The following is an 18,205-nucleotide window of genomic DNA, read 5'->3' on the forward strand; positions in this document are numbered from 1 at the left end:
TCTGGCTTCACAAACGCAAGCAAGTAGCCTCTGTTTATGATCGCTAATCATGCGGATGCACGGTTTGTGATCTGACATTTTGCCTGAACTGCTCAGGCGACTGGTCAAACCAGCGCTTGAAGGCGCGTCTGAAATTGGCACTGTCGTGATAGTTCATCAACGCGGCAATGGCCTCGATTGACAGCTGGCTGTCACGCAAGTAGGTCGCTGTCTGCTGGGACAGAATCTCGTCGCGAACTTTCCGAAAACCGCTGCGTTCCTGTTTGAGTTTGCGTGCCAGGGTGCGTTTGCTCATGAACAACGAGGCTGCTGCTTCGTCTTCACTGAGCGTTCCGGGCGGTCGGGACAACATCATCATCTTCAGCTGGGTCTGATAGCTCGGTTTATCCGACTGAAGTTGCGCAAGCATCGATTCACACTGTTGCAAGGCCAGACGATAGTTTTCGTGATTGGCGGAGGCATTCGGTTCCTGACACAACGACATCGGCAACGTAAGTTTTAACTGGTCGCAATCAAAGCGAATCTGCCCGGGCAAAAAATCGGCATACATTGCCTGATACGGGGGTTCAGGATGAGCGAAGCATATTTCAGCCTCATGCAAAGGGCGACCAATTATAAACTCGCCAAATTCAAAAAGGGCCTTAACCATCGCATCCGACAGGCACCGCTGTATGTCATCGTCCAGCGACTCCTGGTAGTCCAGAATACATTCCAGGCGCTCGTTGACTTGCCGCAAATGCAGTTGGATGAAGCTCGCGCGCGTGGGCAGAAAAGTATGAATCGCTTGCAGCGCAGTGAGAAAGTCGGGGCTGCTGTAGGCCACGAATCCCATCGCACCATGGGTTGCCGGGGTCAGTCGCTTGCCTAGCCATAACCCTAATTCCGGCTGGCCGGACAAATCCAGTGCGTTGCGCAGAATCCGCACCTGCTGCGCTGCGGTAAGCAGGCTTTCCTCGCTCAGGAATTGCGTCACACCAAGCCCGGTGCCGAGCAGCAGACGTGGCAGTTGTTTGGCTGTTAAATCGAGCTCACGTGCAATGAGCCGTGAGTAATTCGATGGAATACCGGGACCGGATTTTTGCAAATCACCCGTCTTCTGCGTCGTCATCATCGATCTTCCCCGTCCTAAATGATCGTCATTTTGTCTTTAAATGACCTCAGCTTGTCAAGAAATGACCTGACAGGAGTGTCGTCAGACAGACAATATCTATTACTGAACACTACTGGCAGGAGAACAATAATGGGCAAGATTACTTTTATAGAACATGATCAAACTGAACATGTTGCTGAATTCAAAGCTGGTTCCTCGGTAATGCAAATCGCCGTTGACAATCTGATTCCCGGTATTGACGGGGATTGTGGGGGAGAGTGTGCCTGTGGTACCTGCCACGTGATCGTCTCGGACGATTGGTTCAGAAAGACAGGTACGCCTGGTGGTGAGGAAGAGCAAATGCTGTCAATGACCCCGGAGCGGGCAAGCACTTCGCGCCTGGGCTGCCAGGTGGTCATTACTGATGAAATGGACGGCATGACCGTGCATTTACCCGAGTTCCAGATGTGAACATAGGAGGACGCATGCCAACACTGTCCAAAACATTTGACGACATTCAGTCCCGAGTGATTAATGCTACCTCCAGGGTGGTGCCGATGCACAGGCAGATCCAGGGGCTGAAACTGTTAATGGGCGCCAAGAAGAAGGCCTTCGGCCCACGCCGGCCCGTGCCCGAATTTGTTGAATCAGCCATCCCGGACGTTAACACGCTGGCCCTTGAGGACATCGATGTCAGCAATCCGTTTTTATATCGGCAGGATCAGTGGCGCGCCTATTTCAAACGGTTGCGTGATGAGGCTCCGGTCCATTACCAGAAGAACAGCCCCTTCGGCCCCTTCTGGTCGGTGACTCGCTTTGAAGACATCATGTTCGTGGATAAGAGTCACGACCTGTTTTCCGCCGAGCCGCAAATCATTCTGGGTGACCCTCCAGAGGGGCTGTCGGTGGAAATGTTCATAGCCATGGATCCGCCAAAACACGATGTGCAGCGCAGCTCGGTTCAAGGCGTGGTGGCACCAAAGAACCTGAAGGAAATGGAGGAGCTGATCCGATCGCGTACCGGCGATGTGCTTGACAGCCTGCCTCTGGGCCAGCCCTTCAACTGGGTGCCCACTGTATCGAAGGAACTCACCGGTCGCATGCTCGCAACCCTTCTGGATTTTCCTTACGAGGAACGTCACAAGCTGGTTGAGTGGTCGGATCGGATGGCCGGGGCAGCATCGGCAACCGGCGGCGAGTATGCCGATGAAGAGATCATGTTTGACGACGCGGCTGACATGGCCTGGTCCTTCTCCAGGCTCTGGAGGGATAAGGAAGCGCGCCGCGCGGCGGGCGAAGAGCCCGGTTTCGATTTGATCAGCCTGCTACAGAGCAACGACGACACCAAAGATCTGATCAATCGCCCGATGGAGTTTATCGGCAATCTGACGCTGCTTATCGTTGGCGGCAATGATACCACTCGCAACTCAATGAGTGGTGGCCTGGTGGCCATGAACGAATTCCCAAAGGAGCTCGAAAAACTGAAGGCAAAACCGGAACTGATTCCGAACATGGTGTCGGAAATCATCCGCTGGCAAACGCCGCTGGCCTATATGCGCCGAGTCGCCAAGCAAGATGTTGAGCTGGGCGGCCAGACCATCAAAAAGGGCGATCGCGTTGTGATGTGGTACGCCTCGGGCAACCGTGACGAGCGCAAGTTCGAAGACCCCGATCACTTCATTATCGATCGCAAGGACGCACGAAACCATATGTCATTTGGCTACGGTGTTCACCGTTGCATGGGCAACCGCCTGGCCGAATTGCAACTGCGTATCCTATGGGAAGAGATTCTCAAACGCTTTGACAAGATCGAAGTCGTCGGCGAGCCGGAGCGCGTGCAGTCCAACTTCGTGCGGGGCTATTCGGAGCTGATGGTCCAGCTGACACCAAAAAGTTAATGAACAGGCTAACCAGGATGACGACCGAACAATTTGACTATGTCGTGGTTGGCGCGGGCTCGGCCGGATGTGCTGTCGCCAGCCGCCTGTCGGAGAGCGGTCGCCATTCTGTGCTGCTGCTTGAAGCCGGTCCGGAGAGCCGCCGCAACCCTTTCGTGAACATGCCGCTGGGTTTCCTGCAGCTAATGTTCAGCCGCCGCTACAACTGGCAGTTCAATACCGAACCGCAGCGTCACATGCACGACCGGGCGCTTTTTCAGCCGCGGGGCAAGATGCTTGGCGGTTCCAGCGGCATGAACGCGCAGGTCTATATTCGCGGGCATGCCCGGGACTACGACGAGTGGGCACGGCTGGGGTGCAAAGGGTGGTCATACGCCGAGGTGTTGCCCTACTTCCGCCGATCGGAACATTTCGAGCCCAAACTTACGCCGAATGAGGCAGAATTTCATGGTCAGGGTGGTCCGCTGAACGTTGCCGAGCGCCGCTATACCAATCCGCTGAGCACGGCGTTTGTCGAGGCGGCGACCCAGGCAAAGTACCGGCTCAATACAGATTTCAACGGCAGTGAGCAGGAGGGCGTGGGCTTCTACTACGCCTACCAGAAAGACGGCACACGCTGTAGCAACGCGCGGGCCTATCTCGAACCCGCCACGGCGCGTTCCAACCTGACGGTTTGCAGCGGCGCGTATGTCACCCGGGTGCTACTCGAAGACACCCGCGCCACCGGTGTCGAATACCGCGATACAAAGGGGCTGACGCAGGTTCGTGCCGGGCGCGAAGTTGTGCTCTGCGGCGGCGCGTTCAACTCGCCGCAACTGCTGATGCTGTCCGGGATCGGTCCGCGGGAGGAGCTGTCCCGGCATGGCATAGAACTGCGCCATGCGTTGGAGGGCGTCGGGCAGAATCTCCAGGATCATATCGACGTGTTCGTGCGCGTCAGCGCCCGCAGCCGCCAAAGCATCTCGATGCATCCGAGCTACTGGCTCAAGGGGCTGTGGGGCGCTTTGACGTATCTGAGCGGTCGGCGGGGCGTGCTGTCGAGCAACGGCGCCGAGGCCGGCGGGTTCATCCGCTCCCGGCCCGAGGAGCCGGTACCCGACCTGCAGCTGCACTTCGCGCCAATGCTGTACGACGATCACGGGCGAGACCTGAAGACCGCGATGAGCGGTTATGGCTACGCGGTGATGATCTACGGGCTTAGGCCGTCGTCGCGCGGGCGCGTCGGTCTGCACAGTGCCGACCCGTTTGCCGCGCCGCTGATCGACCCCAACTACATGGCCGAGTCCGCCGATGTCGAGCGACTGGTGCGCGGTGTCCACCTGGTGCGCAAGATCCTGGCGCAGGCGGCGTTTGCCCCGCACCACGAGGTTGAGGTCTTGCCCGGGCCGGCGCTGCAGAATGACGACGATCTCGCCGCATGGGTACGGCGCAGCGGTGAATCAGCGTACCACCCGGTTGGCACCTGCAAGATGGGTGTTGATCCGATGGCGGTGGTCGATCCGCGCCTGCGCGTGCATGGCCTGCAATGCCTGCGGGTGGTCGATGCCTCCATCATGCCGACGCTGGTCGGCGGAAACACCAATCAGCCGGCAACCATGATCGGCGAGAAAGGTGCCGCGATGATACTTGAGGATGCCGGGGAGATGGTCGGCTGAGCTCCGCGCGCGCGGGCGTCACAGGGCTCAGTTGGCATCTGGACTTCTGATCAATCTGATTCCAAAGAACAGTAGAAAGAGACAGGCTATGGCAAACCAACAGAAAGAGACGACAGTCATCGTTGGCGGCGGGCACGCAGCAGGTGCGCTCCTGACAACCTTGCTGCAAAAGAAATATCAACATGAGGTGGTCCTGGTGGGCGAAGAGCCACATCCACCCTATCAGCGGCCGCCCCTGTCCAAGAACTACCTGGCAGGCGAGGTGGATCAGGAGTCGCTGTACCTCAAGCCGCGCTCGGTGTACGAGAACGCCGGCCATCAGTTGCGGCTCGGTGTACGTGCCGAACAAATTGATCGGGACAACAAGACCATCAGTTTGTCGGACCAGAGCACATTGAAATACGATCGACTGGTCCTGGCCACGGGGTCACACGTTCGACGCCTGAACGCACCCGGGGCTGACTTGAAGGGCATTCATTACCTACATGACATAGCTGACTCGGATGCCCTGCGTGAACAACTGGTTCCGGGGAAACGCTTGGTCATCGTGGGTGGTGGTTACATTGGCCTTGAAGTGGCAGCCAGCGCTACCAAAAAAAGCGTTGATGTCACGGTACTGGAAGCGGCCGAGCGTCTTATGCAGCGTGTAACAGGCCCGGAAATGTCGGAGTTTTTTTACACCAAACACAGTAACGCTGGCGTGGATCTACGCCTGAACACGGCGGTAACCGGTTTCGAAGCTAGCGATCAGGGGCATGTGGCTGGCGTGACATTGGCGAGCGGCGGCACTGTACCGGCCGACATCGTGCTCGTTTCAGTGGGTGTTGTGCCGGAAACCGCGCTGGCTGAGGCCGCCGGCCTGCCCTGTGATGACGGCATTATTGTTGACGAGTTTACCCGCACAGAAGATCCAGCCATCCTGGCGATCGGCGACTGTACCCGCCACCGGAATCTTTTCTTCGAGAAGATGCAGCGCCTTGAATCTGTCGCCAACGCGGTTGATCAGGCCCGGACAGTGGCGGCAACCCTGATGGGCGAGAAGAAACCCTATAATAGCGCTCCATGGTTCTGGTCGAACCAGTATGACGTGCGTCTGCAGATGGTGGGGTTGTCGCAATATCATGATCAGCGTGTGCTGCGCGGAAGCCCGGAAGACAAGGGATTTGCGGTGTTCTATCTCCGCGATGGCTGTGTCATTGCTGTTGATGCGGTCAACCTGCCCATCGCTTTTATGGTCGGCAAGACCCTCGTTCAACAACGCAGGCAGGTCAATCCTGAAATGTTGAAGGATCCGGATATTGAACTGAAGTCCTTGGTGAGCGGTCAGTCCATAAATTGAAATTGACGACCGAGTAGAGCTGTGCCCTTAGTTTGCCCAAAATTGCGAAAGCAATGCACAACTCATACGGCCTATGGATATCATATCCTACGACCGACAGCTTTCAGTGAGCGCAAAGGATGCGTGAGCCACAACCGGCGGAATTTCCCGTAGCCAGACACATTACTGTTGCTCTGGTAAACCGAGAGCACCATAGCGAATGATATGGACTCCCCCTGCTCCCACGGCATCGATGTGCCACATTGAAGGTGTCTGACATCTTCAATCAAAAGCAGGAGGAGTCATCATGAATGTTACAACCATTGGCATCGATCTGGCGAAAACTGTGTTCAGTATTCATGGCACCGATCAACACGGCAAGGTCGTGGTTCGCAAACGACTGAACCGGCCCAAGCTGTTGCCTTATATCGCTCAGCTCCCACCCTGCCTGATTGGCATGGAAGCCTGCTCGGGTGCCCACCATTGGGCTCGGGAAATGACCAAACTCGGCCACGATGTCCGAATCATTGCACCCCGGTTTGTCGCGCCCTATCGCAAGAGCAGCAAGAACGACGACAACGATGCCGAGGCCATCTGTGAGGCAGTAGGTCGGCCGAATATGCGGTTTGTTCCAATCAAGACCGAAGACCAGCAAGCCGTACTGTGCCTGCATCGTATTCGCCGTGGACTGACCAAAGAACGCACCGCGCAGATCAATCAGATTCGTGGGCTGCTGGCCGAGTTCGGACTGATCATTCCCCAGGGCCGTTACGCCGCACGGCGCCGGGTTCCCGAAATCCTGGAGGATGCCGAAAACGACTTACCCATGCTCGCTCGCCGCTTAATCAACAACATCAACCAACGCATTCGACAGCTCGATGAAGAAATCCTGGCTTACGATCGGGAGGTCGAAGCGATGGCCCGGAGCGATGAGCAGGCCAAGCGCCTTATGGCCATACCGGGTATCGGACCACAGACCGCAACAGCCCTGCTGGCCAGTGCGCCTGACCCCAGACAGTTCAAAAGTGGGCGACACTTTGCCGCATGGTTGGGTCTGGTGCCCCGACAATACTCGACCGGTGGCAAGGTGCGACTTGGCCGAATCACCAAGCGCGGGGACAAATACCTGCGAACGCTGCTGATCCATGGCACCCGGGCAGTGATTGCAAAATTACCGGATAAGAATGATCGACTCAGTGACTGGGCCAAAGACCTGGTGGAACGACGTGGATACAAGCGGGCCGCCGTTGCGATGGCGGCCAAGAACGCCCGGATTATATGGGCACTACTCATGAATCAAACCGAGTTTAAGACACAGCCTGTGGAGGGCTAAAACCGAGCACCAACGACAGGCAGAACAAGCCTGCCAGAAGAGTCTTGCAACGGCAAGCGATGACGGAACGGTCAGACCGAGAGTGGGAGAACCTGTTTATTTCTGCGGCTCAGCGAAGCCGACTAACGAATAAGGTCCCCGCTCACACGCATCATCATCCTGGCCCGGGCAAAAACGCCCACAAAGAGGCCGAATGTAGAGCCGCAGTCTCAAACCGCTTCGGATTCAAATGGCGTTGCTTGACCGCAGGGGGAGTCCATGTAGGTGAAATAATTCTCTATATGTCCCACTAATAACCTCACCTTGCAATTACCGACGAAAATATGAACTTGATTTTACCCACAAAGAAAAAGCGAAGTCTCTATCGGCCATTATGGGTAGAGGTTCCGATCACTCAATCCTTCATAAGCAACATCGCCCATTCGGTGTCGACCTCTTGTTTTGGTTCATCTGAGCATATGCTTTTTCATGCGGATGGGTGGTGGCAGCCAAGACAGGGCTTTTCAGACTGCAAGCTTCAAGCGGTGTGTAAATCAAACACAGTAAGATTCCGGCTTATTGATGGTGGACATCAAGAACCGATAGTTACGAGCGGTATTAATGTTAAGACACTTGCTCGATTAAATGAAACTTGCGGGACTACTGAAAAGGTTTTCTATAGTAAGGACGTGCCGGTCCTGATGGCTATATACTACTCGACTAAACGATACGAGACCTTTAAATGATGCATAAGGCTGGGGCTATATACCTAAGGAAGATCTGAATAACCGCTGGTTTTTGCCCCTTTTCCGCAATCTTGGCGGAAAAGGGGCGCATTGGTCTTACGCTGCAGGTTTTTATCAATCAGCAGGTTGCTGAAAGCGACCAGCAAATGCAGACGGTTGGTATACTTGGCATTTAAAAGCGATATGCAACACCGATGCTCACGATAGTGGGGTCCACTTCCACTTTTGCCTGAACAGGGGCCGGGCCCAGGTTACCGGTGATATCCGCCTCGAAGGGTGCATATCTAACGTCAAAATTTGCCGACCAGTTATTGTGTATCCTCCAGCGAAAACCAGCCTGAACCGCAGGGGCCCATGTATCTTCGACGTCGAAGTCGGTTAGTGCGCGATCCTTCTCATCTAAAAAGAGAATCCGTCCTACACCCGCTCCAAAGTACGGAGAGAAGTTGCTACCCGTCAAAACATGATACTGAAGCGAAAGAATTACCGGACCATAATCTGTTTGACCAAGAAAAAGACCGGAGAGAGACTCTTCGCCCTGGAGGTCCGCACTAGCGGGAATGCCGCCAAAAATGTTAAATGCCAGCTGATTACTCAGAAAATACGACACGTCGAATGATACGGTCGTATCGTTGTTAATAGACAGGTTGGAATTTGGAACGGGGGCACTCCCCGCAGAGGCTGATCGCAAATCTTCATCGGTTAGAACTCTAGTGGCATTCAGCCCAACCACCCAGTCGCCTCTACTGTAAACCGGCTCAGATTGAGCGTTGGCCAGGCTCGCAGCAAGTGAAAGTAAAAGGAACGCCACTAACGAGACTTTACTAATTATTTTAGGTTTCATTTTTTATTATCCTTTTTGGTATTAAAACAAATTGGCTTTAGGTAAAACTGCAATTTTTCGTAACACAAATGCCACTCATTGAAGCTAGCTTGCCGGTTTATTGACTAATACTTCCCCATACTCAGAACGCAGCTTGTTTTTTAATACTTTCCCAGTGGCATTGCGTGGCAATCCTTCCACAAAGATCGCGCGATCCGGGATCTGCCACTTGGCGACTTTCCCTTGATAATGAGCAAGAAGTTCCTCCTCAGTAATATTTGCGTCGGGTATTTTTACTGCCAACAGGATCGGTCGTTCGTCCCATTTATCATGGGAGGCCGCCACTACGGCAGCTTCATTGATGGCAGAATGGCCCATTGCGATTCCCTCCAATTCGACTGTAGATATCCATTCACCACCAGATTTAATAATATCTTTTGAGCGGTCACGTATTGTCATAAATCCATCATCATTGATCGAAGCAACATCACCTGTCTCGAACCAACCGTCTTCCTCAAGAGTCTGATTTGGTTCAACACCGAAGTAATCGGCTACCACCCAATGACCACGGATGCGGAGATTTCCCTGAGCAATGCCATCTTCGGGCAGTTGATGGCCGTCTTCACCCACAATTTTGAGCTGCACCCCGTAGGGAGGCCGTCCCTGGCTTTCACGGATTTTGTTTCTTCCTTCCTCCGAAAGAGTATTGTGTTTCGACAGCAGTGCATTGACGGTTCCGATCGGTGATGTTTCTGTCATTCCCCATGCATGGACAACTTCTACGCCATACTTACCACGAAACTCCGACATCATTGAGGGCGGACAAGCGCTACCCCCTATCACCGTCCGTTTAAGCGACTGTGCCGAGGAGCCAAGCTCGTCCAAAGCCGAGAGAAGTCCCTGCCAAATCGTAGGCACACCCAGCGCAATCGTTACGCTTTCTGAATCGATCAGCTTGACCAAACTTTGCCCATCCAGGCCAGGACCAGGCAACACCAGTTTGGCTCCAACCATCGCCGTAATGTAGGGTACCCCCCACGCATTTACGTGAAACATAGGAACAACCGGCATCACCACATCCCGTGCCGATAAATTCAGTGCGTCGGGTTGAGCAGCTACCAGCGCGTGCAGAACGGTGGAGCGGTGTGAATAGAGCACCCCTTTGGGATTTCCAGTGGTGCCCGATGTATAGCAGAGGCTTGAAGCCTGGTTTTCGGCGATTTCAGGCCAATTCGCGTTAGGCGTTCCTCGCTGGAGAAACTCTTCATAAAACAACAATCCTGGAAATTGCGCTGCAATTTCTTCGTCCGGTTCGGACATCAATACAAATTCCTCAACCGTCTCCAGTCGGTCTCGGATATTTGAAACAATGGGAAGGAACGTTTTGTCAAAGAATATGACTTTGTCTTGAGCATTGTTGATAACGTAAACGAGTTGTTCTGGAAACAGTCGCGGGTTAATAGTGTGACACACCATCCCGCCACCAGAGATGCCAAGATAACATTCCAGGTGCCCCACGTTATTCCAACAAATGGTCGCGCACCGATCCCCCTGGACATAGCCTGCCGTTCGAAGCGCTGACGCAAGTTGTCGCGACCGCTCCGAAACAGTTGCCCAGTCAGATCGACTGGGATTTCCATCCGTTCCTATCGACACAATCTCAGCGTCTCCATGGTAGCGAGCAGCATGGTCGATCAAGGAATTCACGGTGAGCTCCATGTTCATCATTTGGCCAAGCACGTTTATCTCCTGTCGTTTTTGTAGTTGGTTGACGCGAGTATCTGGCGTCATTAAGGTCCAATGTAGAAGGCATAATCCGGGTTTGAACCTAAACATTTCCCAAGAGGATGTCGGCTGCATTTTCGGCAATCATCATGGTGGGTGCGTTGGTGTTACCGGCAACCAAACTGGGCATTATCGAGGCATCGACAACTCTTAGCCCTTCAATCCCTCTGACTTTCAATTCCGGATCAACGACTGAATCCGGATCCGCGCCCATACGACAAGTGCCAACGGGGTGGTAAATAGTCTCTGCATTTTCCCGGATAAAGTCCGCAATCTGACCGTCCGAAGACACCAAGTTTCCGGGCTTAATTTCTCGTTCACTATGTAAAGCCATTGTTGGTGCCCCGAGTATCCGTCGTCCAAATTTAACGGCCGAGATCATTGTTTTGATGTCTTCGGGGTTACTGAGATAATTGGGTTGAATCAACGGGTCGGCCAATGGGTCAGGGCTTTTGAGGCCAATAAAACCGCGGCTTCTGGGCATTAGATCGCAAATATGCAAGGTGTACCCATACCCGGCCATCACTTTTCGTCCATGATCCTTCAGGTAAGTTGGCAAAAAGTGGAATTGCACATTTGGCCGTTCGCACGAGCGCTCGGATTTAACAAAGCCTCCGGACTCGGCAACATTACTGGTAAGAAATCCACGTCGCGCAAAGATATATGAGAATAATGCGCTCACGCCCCGAAACAGGAAACTGGGAGCAACGCCAATGGGCAAACGTGAGTTCGCCGCGTGCATGATCGTAATATCCAAATGATCAACCAGATTCTGGCCGACCTCAGGAAGATGATGCACAAGGGGGATCCCGTGTTTTCCAAGCTCTTGGCTATCACCGATTCCCGAAAGCATCAGCAGTTGTGGTGAATGAACCGCACCACCAGACAATATGATTTCACCGCCGTTATTGAGTCTAAGCTGGCGATATTCGCCCCCCTGGTTCAGTGTCACACCGACTGCCCGCTTACCGTCCATTACCACCCGGGTTACCCGCGCGTCCGTTAGCACATCAAGATTAGGCCGGTTCTCCGCGACACGCAGAAATGCCTGCGCTGAACTCCAACGCCGACCATTTTTTTGTGTCACCTGGTAGAGTCCCAATCCCTCTTGCGTCTCTCCATTAAAGTCCGTGTTTACCGGGAGCTCTACATGAGGTGCCGCTCGAACAAAATCTCGACTCAACGGATTGACTGATTTGAGTTCACTTACGGTGAGCTCACCGCCCTCCCCATGGTAAGAATCTGCGCCAAAACGTTTATTATCTTCCAGTCGACGAAACAATTTTAAAGCGCGATCCCATCCCCAGAGGTCGGTCCCGGCAACTTGACCCCAGTGGTCATAATCGGCTTTGTGACCTCTGATATAGACCATGGCGTTGATAGAAGAGGACCCGCCAAGCGTTTTACCACGAGGCCAAAACAGGCGGCGCTCCTTCAGATGTTCTTGAGGTTCGGTTTCAAGAGCCCAATTCAGTTTTTTACTATTGGAAAGGAGTGCTATACCTATAGGCATATGTATGAGTGGATTTTTATCCTTTGGGCCCGCTTCTAGCAACACTACTCGCTTTGAAGAGTCCGCCGTAAGCCGATTGGCCAATACACAGCCCGCCGATCCCGCACCGACAATAATGTAATCGTACATAATAACTCTCTTATTATTTGATTATGCTCAGCCCAGAATTCGAACAGCTGCCTCTATAAGACGCCGGACCCAGGCTGTATAGGGTGGGAAAAGAAGATGCATAAGAGAATGTTTATCCTCCATCAACGCCTTTTCATGCGAAAAAGCGCGGAAGCCGTATTCACCGTGTGCCGCCCCTATCCCGGAATTATTAACTCCACCAAACGGCAGACCCGGATGTAGAAAATGCACAACTGTAAGGTTGACTCCTACAGCGCCGGAGCTCGTTCGCTCGATAATATCCGTGGCAAAAGACTCTTTTTTGTCGAATATGTAAAGCGCAAGCGGTTTAGGGTTATCGTTGATTTTCTTGATAACCAGATCAATATCGTCGAATTCAATAACGGGTAAGATCGGGCCGAATAACTCCTCACGTGAAATATCCATGTCACTGGATACATTTGAAATTAACGTCGGAGCAATAAAATTCTCTTCAGCATCTGTAACACCGCCTTCAAAGACTCTTGCACCTTTGCTTTTGGCATCATCTATCAGGTTTGAAACTCGCTGGAAATGACGTCGATTTACAATCCGGCAATAGTCGGCGGTCGATTTCTGGGCTTCTGGTGTTTTTCCATAGACTCGCCCAATTTCCGTTTTAAGTGCTTCATTGAATTGATCTGCGATATTAACGTGCACAAAAACATGATCTGGGGCGATACAGGTCTGTCCATTATTGGCAAACTTACCCCAGACAATGTTTCTTGCAGCCCTCTTTATGTTGGCATCTGGACCGACAATGGTCGGGGACTTACCCCCCAATTCCAGTGTCACTGAGGAAAGATTCTTGGCGGCAGCCTCCATGACCAGCTTGCCGACCGCAGGACTGCCCGTGAAGAATATATGGTCGAAGGGCAAGGCCAACAGTTTCTGCGCTACCGCGGCATCACCCTCAATCACGGAAACCAGATCGGGAGGGAAGGTTTCGGCGACAATGTTGGCAATCACCTTTGAGGTATGGGGTGTCATTTCCGAGGGTTTAATGATGGCTCCGTTCCCTGCAGCTAACGCTGAGACGAGAGGTCCGAGCGCAAGATTGAGCGGATAATTCCACGGTGCAATAATCAGGCACACTCCCTTTGGTTCTGGCCGAACATAAGATTTCGTGCCCAGAACACCAACGGATGCAGCCACTCGCTTCGGACGCATCCATTTACGCAAGTGTTTTTTAGTGTGTCGAATTTCCTGAAGCACCGGCAGGAGTTCAGTTAATTTGACTTCTGGAGCGGGTTTTCGAAAGTCCGCCGCGCACGCCGCAATGATGTTTGATTCGTGGCGTTTAATTGAATCCCGCAGCTGGTCGAGCTGCGCTATTCGAGCCTCCAAGGTAAAGCTTCCGCGACGCGCAAGTTGTGCCCGCTGTAGGGCCGCGAACGTTGAATCAATCGTATCGCTGGTTGACACATTGGTCACCCCAACCTCCGCCAGACTAGCAATCTGCATTATAAAATCACCTCTTGCTGAACGAGACTGTTGTTATTTTCAATCGGATTACTAGTCTTCATAGAGGACATAGTCCTCTTTTGTGGCACCACAGTCCGGACAGCACCAATCGTCTGGAATATCTTCAAAACGAGTGCCCGCAGGGAAGCCTTCGGCTTCATCTCCGAGAGCTTCATCGTAGATATGGCCGCAAGTGATGCAGACCCACTTCCGATAGGTATCTTTTTGAGTCGAGTCTTTGGGCGATTTTGAAGAGGTGGGCTTCGGTTTCGCTTTGGGCTTTGTTTTATTTTTAGCTGAAGGAGTAGATGCGTCCGTTGCTTTCTGCGATGCTCCCTCGGTCTTAGCTTGGCTGGCAGGGCGGACCGCTGTATTGGTTGCGGACACCGAAAGTTCCGGGTTCGCTTCTTGAAGCGCAACGAAGTCAACCTTATCCCTGACGGCACAGTCTGGACAGGACCAGTCTTCAGGAATTTTTTCCCATGTCGTTCCTGCAGGAAAGCCTTCGTGCGGATCACCAACCACTTCGTCGTATACATAACCACAATCAGGGCATTGATATTTAGCCATTTAGAGCACCTTTCAAACGATATTATTGTCTTTGTTTTGGTAGCGCCCGACGCGCACCCTCTTTCAGGTGCACGTCAGAGGCTCTTTTTCTGCAACGTAAATAAAGTAAACGAGGTATATAAGTTCCGATTAGCCGATCATTTAGCCGCGGCGGTATCGACTGATTCAGAATCAGTCCCACCAAATTTACGCTCATAGAATTCACGCTTGCCGGGTTGAATCTGAATCTTGTCGAGATCTCCTTTAGCCCAATCCAGCACCCGGTGGTCCATTATCGAACGAAACCATGAGGGAAACATTGCGGCCAGGAACATTCCGGGATATCCCGAAGGTAAGGAAGGCAGGTCTTTGAAATCGCGAAGCGATTGATAGGACCTTGTAGGATGGGCGTGATGGTCGGAATGTCGTTGCAAATGAAACAGAATCAGGTTCGACATAATATGGTTTGAGTTCCATGAGTGGTGCGGTTGTTGACGCTCATAACGTCCATCCGACATCTTCTCGCGCAGCAATCCGTAATGCTCAATGTAGTTGGCGCTGGTCAGCTGCCACCAGCCAAAGGCCATTTGAATGGGCAAAAAGATCAGCATTAAGGGACCAAAAAACGCCAGCAATCCCGCATAAAGCACAGCGGTCAAAATCATAGGCTGAAGAACTTCGTTCTCCAGGCTCCAGACACTTTTTCCACAACGACTGAGGCGCTGTTCCTCTAAATCCCATGCCCGCTTGAAAGCACCGGGAATTTCACGCAGTGAGAATGAGTAAATGGACTCACCCATGCGGGATGTCGCCGGGTCCATCGGCGTAGCCACATCACGGTGATGCCCCTTATTGTGCTCAATGAAGAAATGACCATATCCGACCACGGCGAGGACAAGCTTCGCCATCCAACGGTCAAACGTTTCTTTTTTATGGCCAAGTTCGTGGCCTGTGTTCAGAGCCAGGCCATTCACGATTCCCAGGGAAAGGGCCAATGCCAGAAACTCGAAAACACTCATTGGTTGCGTGGATACCCACCAGGCACTGACAATCAAGGCGGCATAGTGAATAGGAACCGTCAAGTAGGTCAGTACCCGATAGTAACGATCCTGTTCAAGCCGAGGCACAGCCGACTCGGGGGGGTTTGAAAAATCCTCTCCAAACATGGCATCAATCAAGGGAACTGCGCCATACCAAAGGATCAACACCAATCCGTACCAAATGCTCCATCCAGTCTGGGATACCAAATAAAGGCCAATAAGAGGCGTCGCTGGCCACAGCACAGAAAGGACCCAGAGGTGGCGTTTTCTGTCGACATAACCTTCGGCATCAGGGTCTCTCTGAAGAGACTCTGTTGTTAAGACATTTTCTGACATTGACATTAGGATCACCTTATTGTTTTTCAGCTTGATCATTTTTCTACATTGTGCGAACACCGAGTCCCTCAGGTGAACTGACAAGTTGTAGGCATGAACAGGTTTGGCCAGAACCGGATATCAAACAACTACCCTAAGGGGTAGTTTTCGCACTAGACATCTATCAATATGCTTTCACCCCATAGCGCCCTCGCGTTTCGGGGAGACGAAGCAGGAGATCGGATTGTCATGACCCGCCATAGCTTGGAAGACTGGTGTCGGAGGATGTCTGAAAGGATGTGGGCTCGTCAGTGTTTCATTACTCAAGGGTGTTTAGACCGCTATTGCCTGAGCGCTTCTGCTACGCCTGAATCAAAGGTAGTTCTGTATCGGGCCCCGCCAGGCTATGGAAAATCTGTACAAGTGGCCTTTGCAGCAAACACTCGCGAACTGGAACTTGAGAGCGTCGTTTACATCAATACCCGATCTTTCCCTGACTCATATGGCGTTAATGACAGTTTGTTTGCAGCGTTAGTTTTATATCAAATCGAAGGAGTTGAATCTTGGCGCACGATAAAAAGTGACATCGACACCATCGAAGCTCTTCGAAACGCACTGTGTAATGCAAAAAAGACGATAAGAATTTGCCTTGATGGGATTGGCGAGGCTAAACATACCGCGGATTTGATTGAGGATTTAATCTGTGAAACACCGAGCAATGTGAAATTTTTCATTGCACCGAGTCGCGTCGGGGCGTTGGCGCGTTTGTCTATGATGACGGGTGTTGTAACGTATGGTGCTGATGAACTTGTATTTACAGAAGAGGAGGTTAGTGAATTATCGGGTATGGGTGGCCCCGAAGCCAGCAACATCATAAAAGCCACCGGTGGATGGCCAGCACTTGTCAGGCTTATGTGCCAAACCCCAAACCCAAATCTCCCCGCAGCGACTTGGCCGGAAACTCGCTCGTATTTCAGGGACAACCTCTTAACTGCATTACCCGATAGTACGAGGACCTTTCTTTGCAATGCAGCGATGCTCGAAGTAATCAGCGCTGAATGCTATGGCTATGTCTATAAGACAGAAGAGGCCGACCGGGAAATTACGTTTCTTAACGAACATTATGCTCTTTTAGCTCCCACCGGAACTTCTGGTGATCGTATGGATATGCACCCTGTGCTGCGAGAGTATTTGCGTAGTTTATTTAACACCACCCAACGAGAACGTCGCTCGTATGTACTGAAACGGGTCGCGTTCTGGCATTGGCGTAGGGGAGAGTACTGAGGTGGACCCCATCAGTTGGACAGCCTGAAGGTGCAGTTAAGCTCTGATCCGGCTGTATTCCCGGCTCAAGCTGCCAGGGTCATGGGTTGTTGGTAGTACACCTCATCCGGTGTTTGGTAATCAAGGGTTTGGTGGTACCGGGTCTGATTGTAATGCCGGAAGTACCGGTGGAGCGCCTGCTTCAAGTGTCGGCCATCCTCGAAGGCAGTGAGGTAGACGCACTCGTGTTTGACGCTGCGCCAGAGCCGTTCCACAAAGATGTTGTCATGGTAGCAGCCTTTGCCGTCCATGCTGATCCGGATGCCATGCTCTTTGAGAACGCTTGTGAAGGCCTCGCTGGTGAACTGGACGCCCTGATCGGTGTTGAAGACCTCCGGTGTTCCGTGGCGCTGTAGAGCCTCCTCCAGTGCATCGACGCAGAAGTCTGTGTCCATGGTGTTGGAGACTCGCCAGGACAACACCTTGCGGCTGTACCAGTCGATGATGGCAACCAGATACATGAAGCCCCGGGCCAGCGGGATATATGAAATATCTGTTGCCCACACCTGGTTGGGGCGGTCGATTTTCAGCCCTGTGAGCAGATACGGGTACACCTTGTGCCCATCGCCCGGAATGCTGGTTCTGGGGCGCGGATACACCGCCTGAATGCCCATGGTGCGCATCAGCCGCTGCACCCGCTTCCGGTTGACCCGATAGCCCTGGTGCTGCAAGTGGACCCGCATCTTGCGAGAGCCATAGTACGGCGTTTCCAGGTGCTGTTGATCAATCAGGTACATCAGATCCAGATCCTCCTGACACTGCTCACGAGGGACGTAGTACACCGATGAGCGGCTCAGCTTGAGCAGCTCACACTGGCGCGAAAGACTGACTTGGGGATGACCACGCTCGATCATCGCCAACCGCTGTTGACGGCTTACTGATCGAGCTTGCGCGACAAAAAATCGCGTTCCACCGTCAGTCGGCCAATCTCTCGGTAAAGTTCGTCTGTGCTGGGCTCATCGGATTGCTTGCCGGCTTTCTTCTTGCCTTCGAAGAGGCCCGGGGCATTCTCCAGCAGTTCGCGCTTCCAGGTGCTGACCATGGTGGGGTGGATCTGGAAACGGGCAGCAATTTCGGATGTGGTCTGGTCGCCCTTGAGGGCAGCCAGGGCGACTTTGGACTTGAATGATGCGCTGTATTGCTTGCGTTTCTTGCTCATGATTCTCCTCCTTATGGAGATGATGAATCAGAGCTTAGGCACCTGTCCAAAATTTGGGGTCCACTTCA

General features: G+C 52.8%; 14 protein-coding genes. 6 read left to right on the forward strand and 8 right to left on the reverse strand.

The window, feature by feature from the left end:
- Positions 1 to 43: 43 nt before the first annotated feature.
- Entirely contained in the window at positions 44 to 1,111 is a 1,068-nt protein-coding gene (locus AQ621_RS09320; protein WP_014422290.1) for a transcriptional regulator CypR, read from the reverse strand.
- Positions 1,112 to 1,240: 129 nt separating this feature from the next.
- Between AQ621_RS09320 and AQ621_RS09325 the strand changes: the two genes are divergently transcribed.
- The 5 genes from AQ621_RS09325 to AQ621_RS09345 all read left to right on the forward strand — a co-directional run bounded on the left by AQ621_RS09325 (position 1,241) and on the right by AQ621_RS09345 (position 7,294).
- Complete coding sequence (locus tag AQ621_RS09325) at positions 1,241 to 1,561, forward strand: 2Fe-2S iron-sulfur cluster-binding protein (RefSeq protein WP_008170311.1); 321 nt, start codon at positions 1,241 to 1,243, stop codon at positions 1,559 to 1,561.
- 14 nt (positions 1,562 to 1,575) lie between these two features.
- Positions 1,576 to 2,988, forward strand: coding sequence for a cytochrome P450 (locus tag AQ621_RS09330; protein WP_041654913.1), 1,413 nt, complete (start codon positions 1,576 to 1,578; stop codon positions 2,986 to 2,988).
- A gap of 17 nt (positions 2,989 to 3,005) precedes the next feature.
- Positions 3,006 to 4,643, forward strand: a complete 1,638-nt coding sequence (locus AQ621_RS09335) for a GMC family oxidoreductase (RefSeq protein WP_225316732.1) — start codon at positions 3,006 to 3,008, stop codon at positions 4,641 to 4,643.
- 88 nt (positions 4,644 to 4,731) lie between these two features.
- Entirely contained in the window at positions 4,732 to 5,982 is a 1,251-nt protein-coding gene (locus tag AQ621_RS09340; protein ID WP_041654915.1) for an NAD(P)/FAD-dependent oxidoreductase, read from the forward strand.
- A 286-nt stretch (positions 5,983 to 6,268) separates the two neighbouring features.
- Entirely contained in the window at positions 6,269 to 7,294 is a 1,026-nt protein-coding gene (locus AQ621_RS09345) for an IS110 family RNA-guided transposase (RefSeq protein WP_008170306.1), read from the forward strand.
- Between the two features lie 897 nt (positions 7,295 to 8,191).
- Here AQ621_RS09345 and AQ621_RS09350 read toward each other — a convergent pair.
- The 6 genes from AQ621_RS09350 to AQ621_RS09375 all read right to left on the reverse strand — a co-directional run bounded on the left by AQ621_RS09350 (position 8,192) and on the right by AQ621_RS09375 (position 15,682).
- On the reverse strand, positions 8,192 to 8,863 hold the full coding sequence (locus tag AQ621_RS09350) for an OmpW/AlkL family protein (protein ID WP_008170303.1): 672 nt from the start codon (positions 8,861 to 8,863) through the stop codon (positions 8,192 to 8,194).
- 84 nt (positions 8,864 to 8,947) lie between these two features.
- Positions 8,948 to 10,633, reverse strand: a complete 1,686-nt coding sequence (locus AQ621_RS09355; RefSeq protein WP_227716479.1) for a long-chain fatty acid--CoA ligase — start codon at positions 10,631 to 10,633, stop codon at positions 8,948 to 8,950.
- A 37-nt stretch (positions 10,634 to 10,670) separates the two neighbouring features.
- Positions 10,671 to 12,269 (reverse strand): GMC family oxidoreductase, encoded by a 1,599-nt coding sequence (locus AQ621_RS09360; RefSeq protein WP_014422295.1) that lies wholly within the window; start codon positions 12,267 to 12,269, stop codon positions 10,671 to 10,673.
- Positions 12,270 to 12,296: 27 nt separating this feature from the next.
- Positions 12,297 to 13,751 carry an aldehyde dehydrogenase family protein gene (locus tag AQ621_RS09365; protein WP_014422296.1) on the reverse strand — a complete coding sequence of 485 codons (1,455 nt, stop codon included), beginning with the start codon at positions 13,749 to 13,751 and terminating at the stop codon, positions 12,297 to 12,299.
- Between the two features lie 51 nt (positions 13,752 to 13,802).
- Entirely contained in the window at positions 13,803 to 14,321 is a 519-nt protein-coding gene (locus tag AQ621_RS18010; RefSeq protein ID WP_014422297.1) for a rubredoxin, read from the reverse strand.
- Between the two features lie 137 nt (positions 14,322 to 14,458).
- A complete protein-coding gene (locus AQ621_RS09375) occupies positions 14,459 to 15,682 on the reverse strand; it encodes an alkane 1-monooxygenase (RefSeq protein WP_197463861.1) in 1,224 nt (407 codons plus the stop codon).
- 222 nt (positions 15,683 to 15,904) lie between these two features.
- On the opposite strand from AQ621_RS09375, the gene AQ621_RS09380 reads away from it, so the two are divergent.
- Positions 15,905 to 16,939 (forward strand): winged helix-turn-helix domain-containing protein, encoded by a 1,035-nt coding sequence (locus tag AQ621_RS09380; RefSeq protein WP_227508284.1) that lies wholly within the window; start codon positions 15,905 to 15,907, stop codon positions 16,937 to 16,939.
- Positions 16,940 to 17,004: 65 nt separating this feature from the next.
- Here AQ621_RS09380 and AQ621_RS09385 read toward each other — a convergent pair.
- Positions 17,005 to 18,137, reverse strand: a protein-coding gene (locus tag AQ621_RS09385; RefSeq protein WP_145840233.1) for an IS3 family transposase whose coding sequence is annotated in 2 segments (ribosomal slippage) — positions 17,005 to 17,867 and positions 17,867 to 18,137 — 1,134 coding nt in all. Because the reading frame shifts where the segments join, the coding sequence is not laid out codon by codon here.
- Between the last annotated feature and the right edge of the window lie 68 nt (positions 18,138 to 18,205).

Origin of the sequence: Marinobacter sp. P4B1, assembly GCF_001447135.1 — a bacterium.
Classification (GTDB): Bacteria; Pseudomonadota; Gammaproteobacteria; order Pseudomonadales; family Oleiphilaceae; genus Marinobacter; species Marinobacter vinifirmus.

Bases quoted from the DNA above. Each gene is read 5' to 3' on its own strand.
- AQ621_RS09355 (WP_227716479.1), bottom strand. From the start codon at position 10,633: ATGACGCCAGATACTCGCGTCAACCAACTACAAAAACGACAGGAGATA.
- AQ621_RS09335 (WP_225316732.1), top strand. From the start codon at position 3,006: ATGACGACCGAACAATTTGACTATGTCGTGGTTGGCGCGGGCTCGGCC.
- AQ621_RS09345 (WP_008170306.1), top strand. From the start codon at position 6,269: ATGAATGTTACAACCATTGGCATCGATCTGGCGAAAACTGTGTTCAGT.
- AQ621_RS09350 (WP_008170303.1), bottom strand. From the start codon at position 8,863: ATGAAACCTAAAATAATTAGTAAAGTCTCGTTAGTGGCGTTCCTTTTA.
- AQ621_RS09325 (WP_008170311.1), top strand. From the start codon at position 1,241: ATGGGCAAGATTACTTTTATAGAACATGATCAAACTGAACATGTTGCT.
- AQ621_RS09380 (WP_227508284.1), top strand. From the start codon at position 15,905: ATGACCCGCCATAGCTTGGAAGACTGGTGTCGGAGGATGTCTGAAAGG.
- AQ621_RS09360 (WP_014422295.1), bottom strand. From the start codon at position 12,269: ATGTACGATTACATTATTGTCGGTGCGGGATCGGCGGGCTGTGTATTG.
- AQ621_RS09375 (WP_197463861.1), bottom strand. From the start codon at position 15,682: ATGTCAATGTCAGAAAATGTCTTAACAACAGAGTCTCTTCAGAGAGAC.
- AQ621_RS09365 (WP_014422296.1), bottom strand. From the start codon at position 13,751: ATGCAGATTGCTAGTCTGGCGGAGGTTGGGGTGACCAATGTGTCAACC.
- AQ621_RS09340 (WP_041654915.1), top strand. From the start codon at position 4,732: ATGGCAAACCAACAGAAAGAGACGACAGTCATCGTTGGCGGCGGGCAC.
- AQ621_RS09320 (WP_014422290.1), bottom strand. From the start codon at position 1,111: ATGATGACGACGCAGAAGACGGGTGATTTGCAAAAATCCGGTCCCGGT.
- AQ621_RS18010 (WP_014422297.1), bottom strand. From the start codon at position 14,321: ATGGCTAAATATCAATGCCCTGATTGTGGTTATGTATACGACGAAGTG.
- AQ621_RS09330 (WP_041654913.1), top strand. From the start codon at position 1,576: ATGCCAACACTGTCCAAAACATTTGACGACATTCAGTCCCGAGTGATT.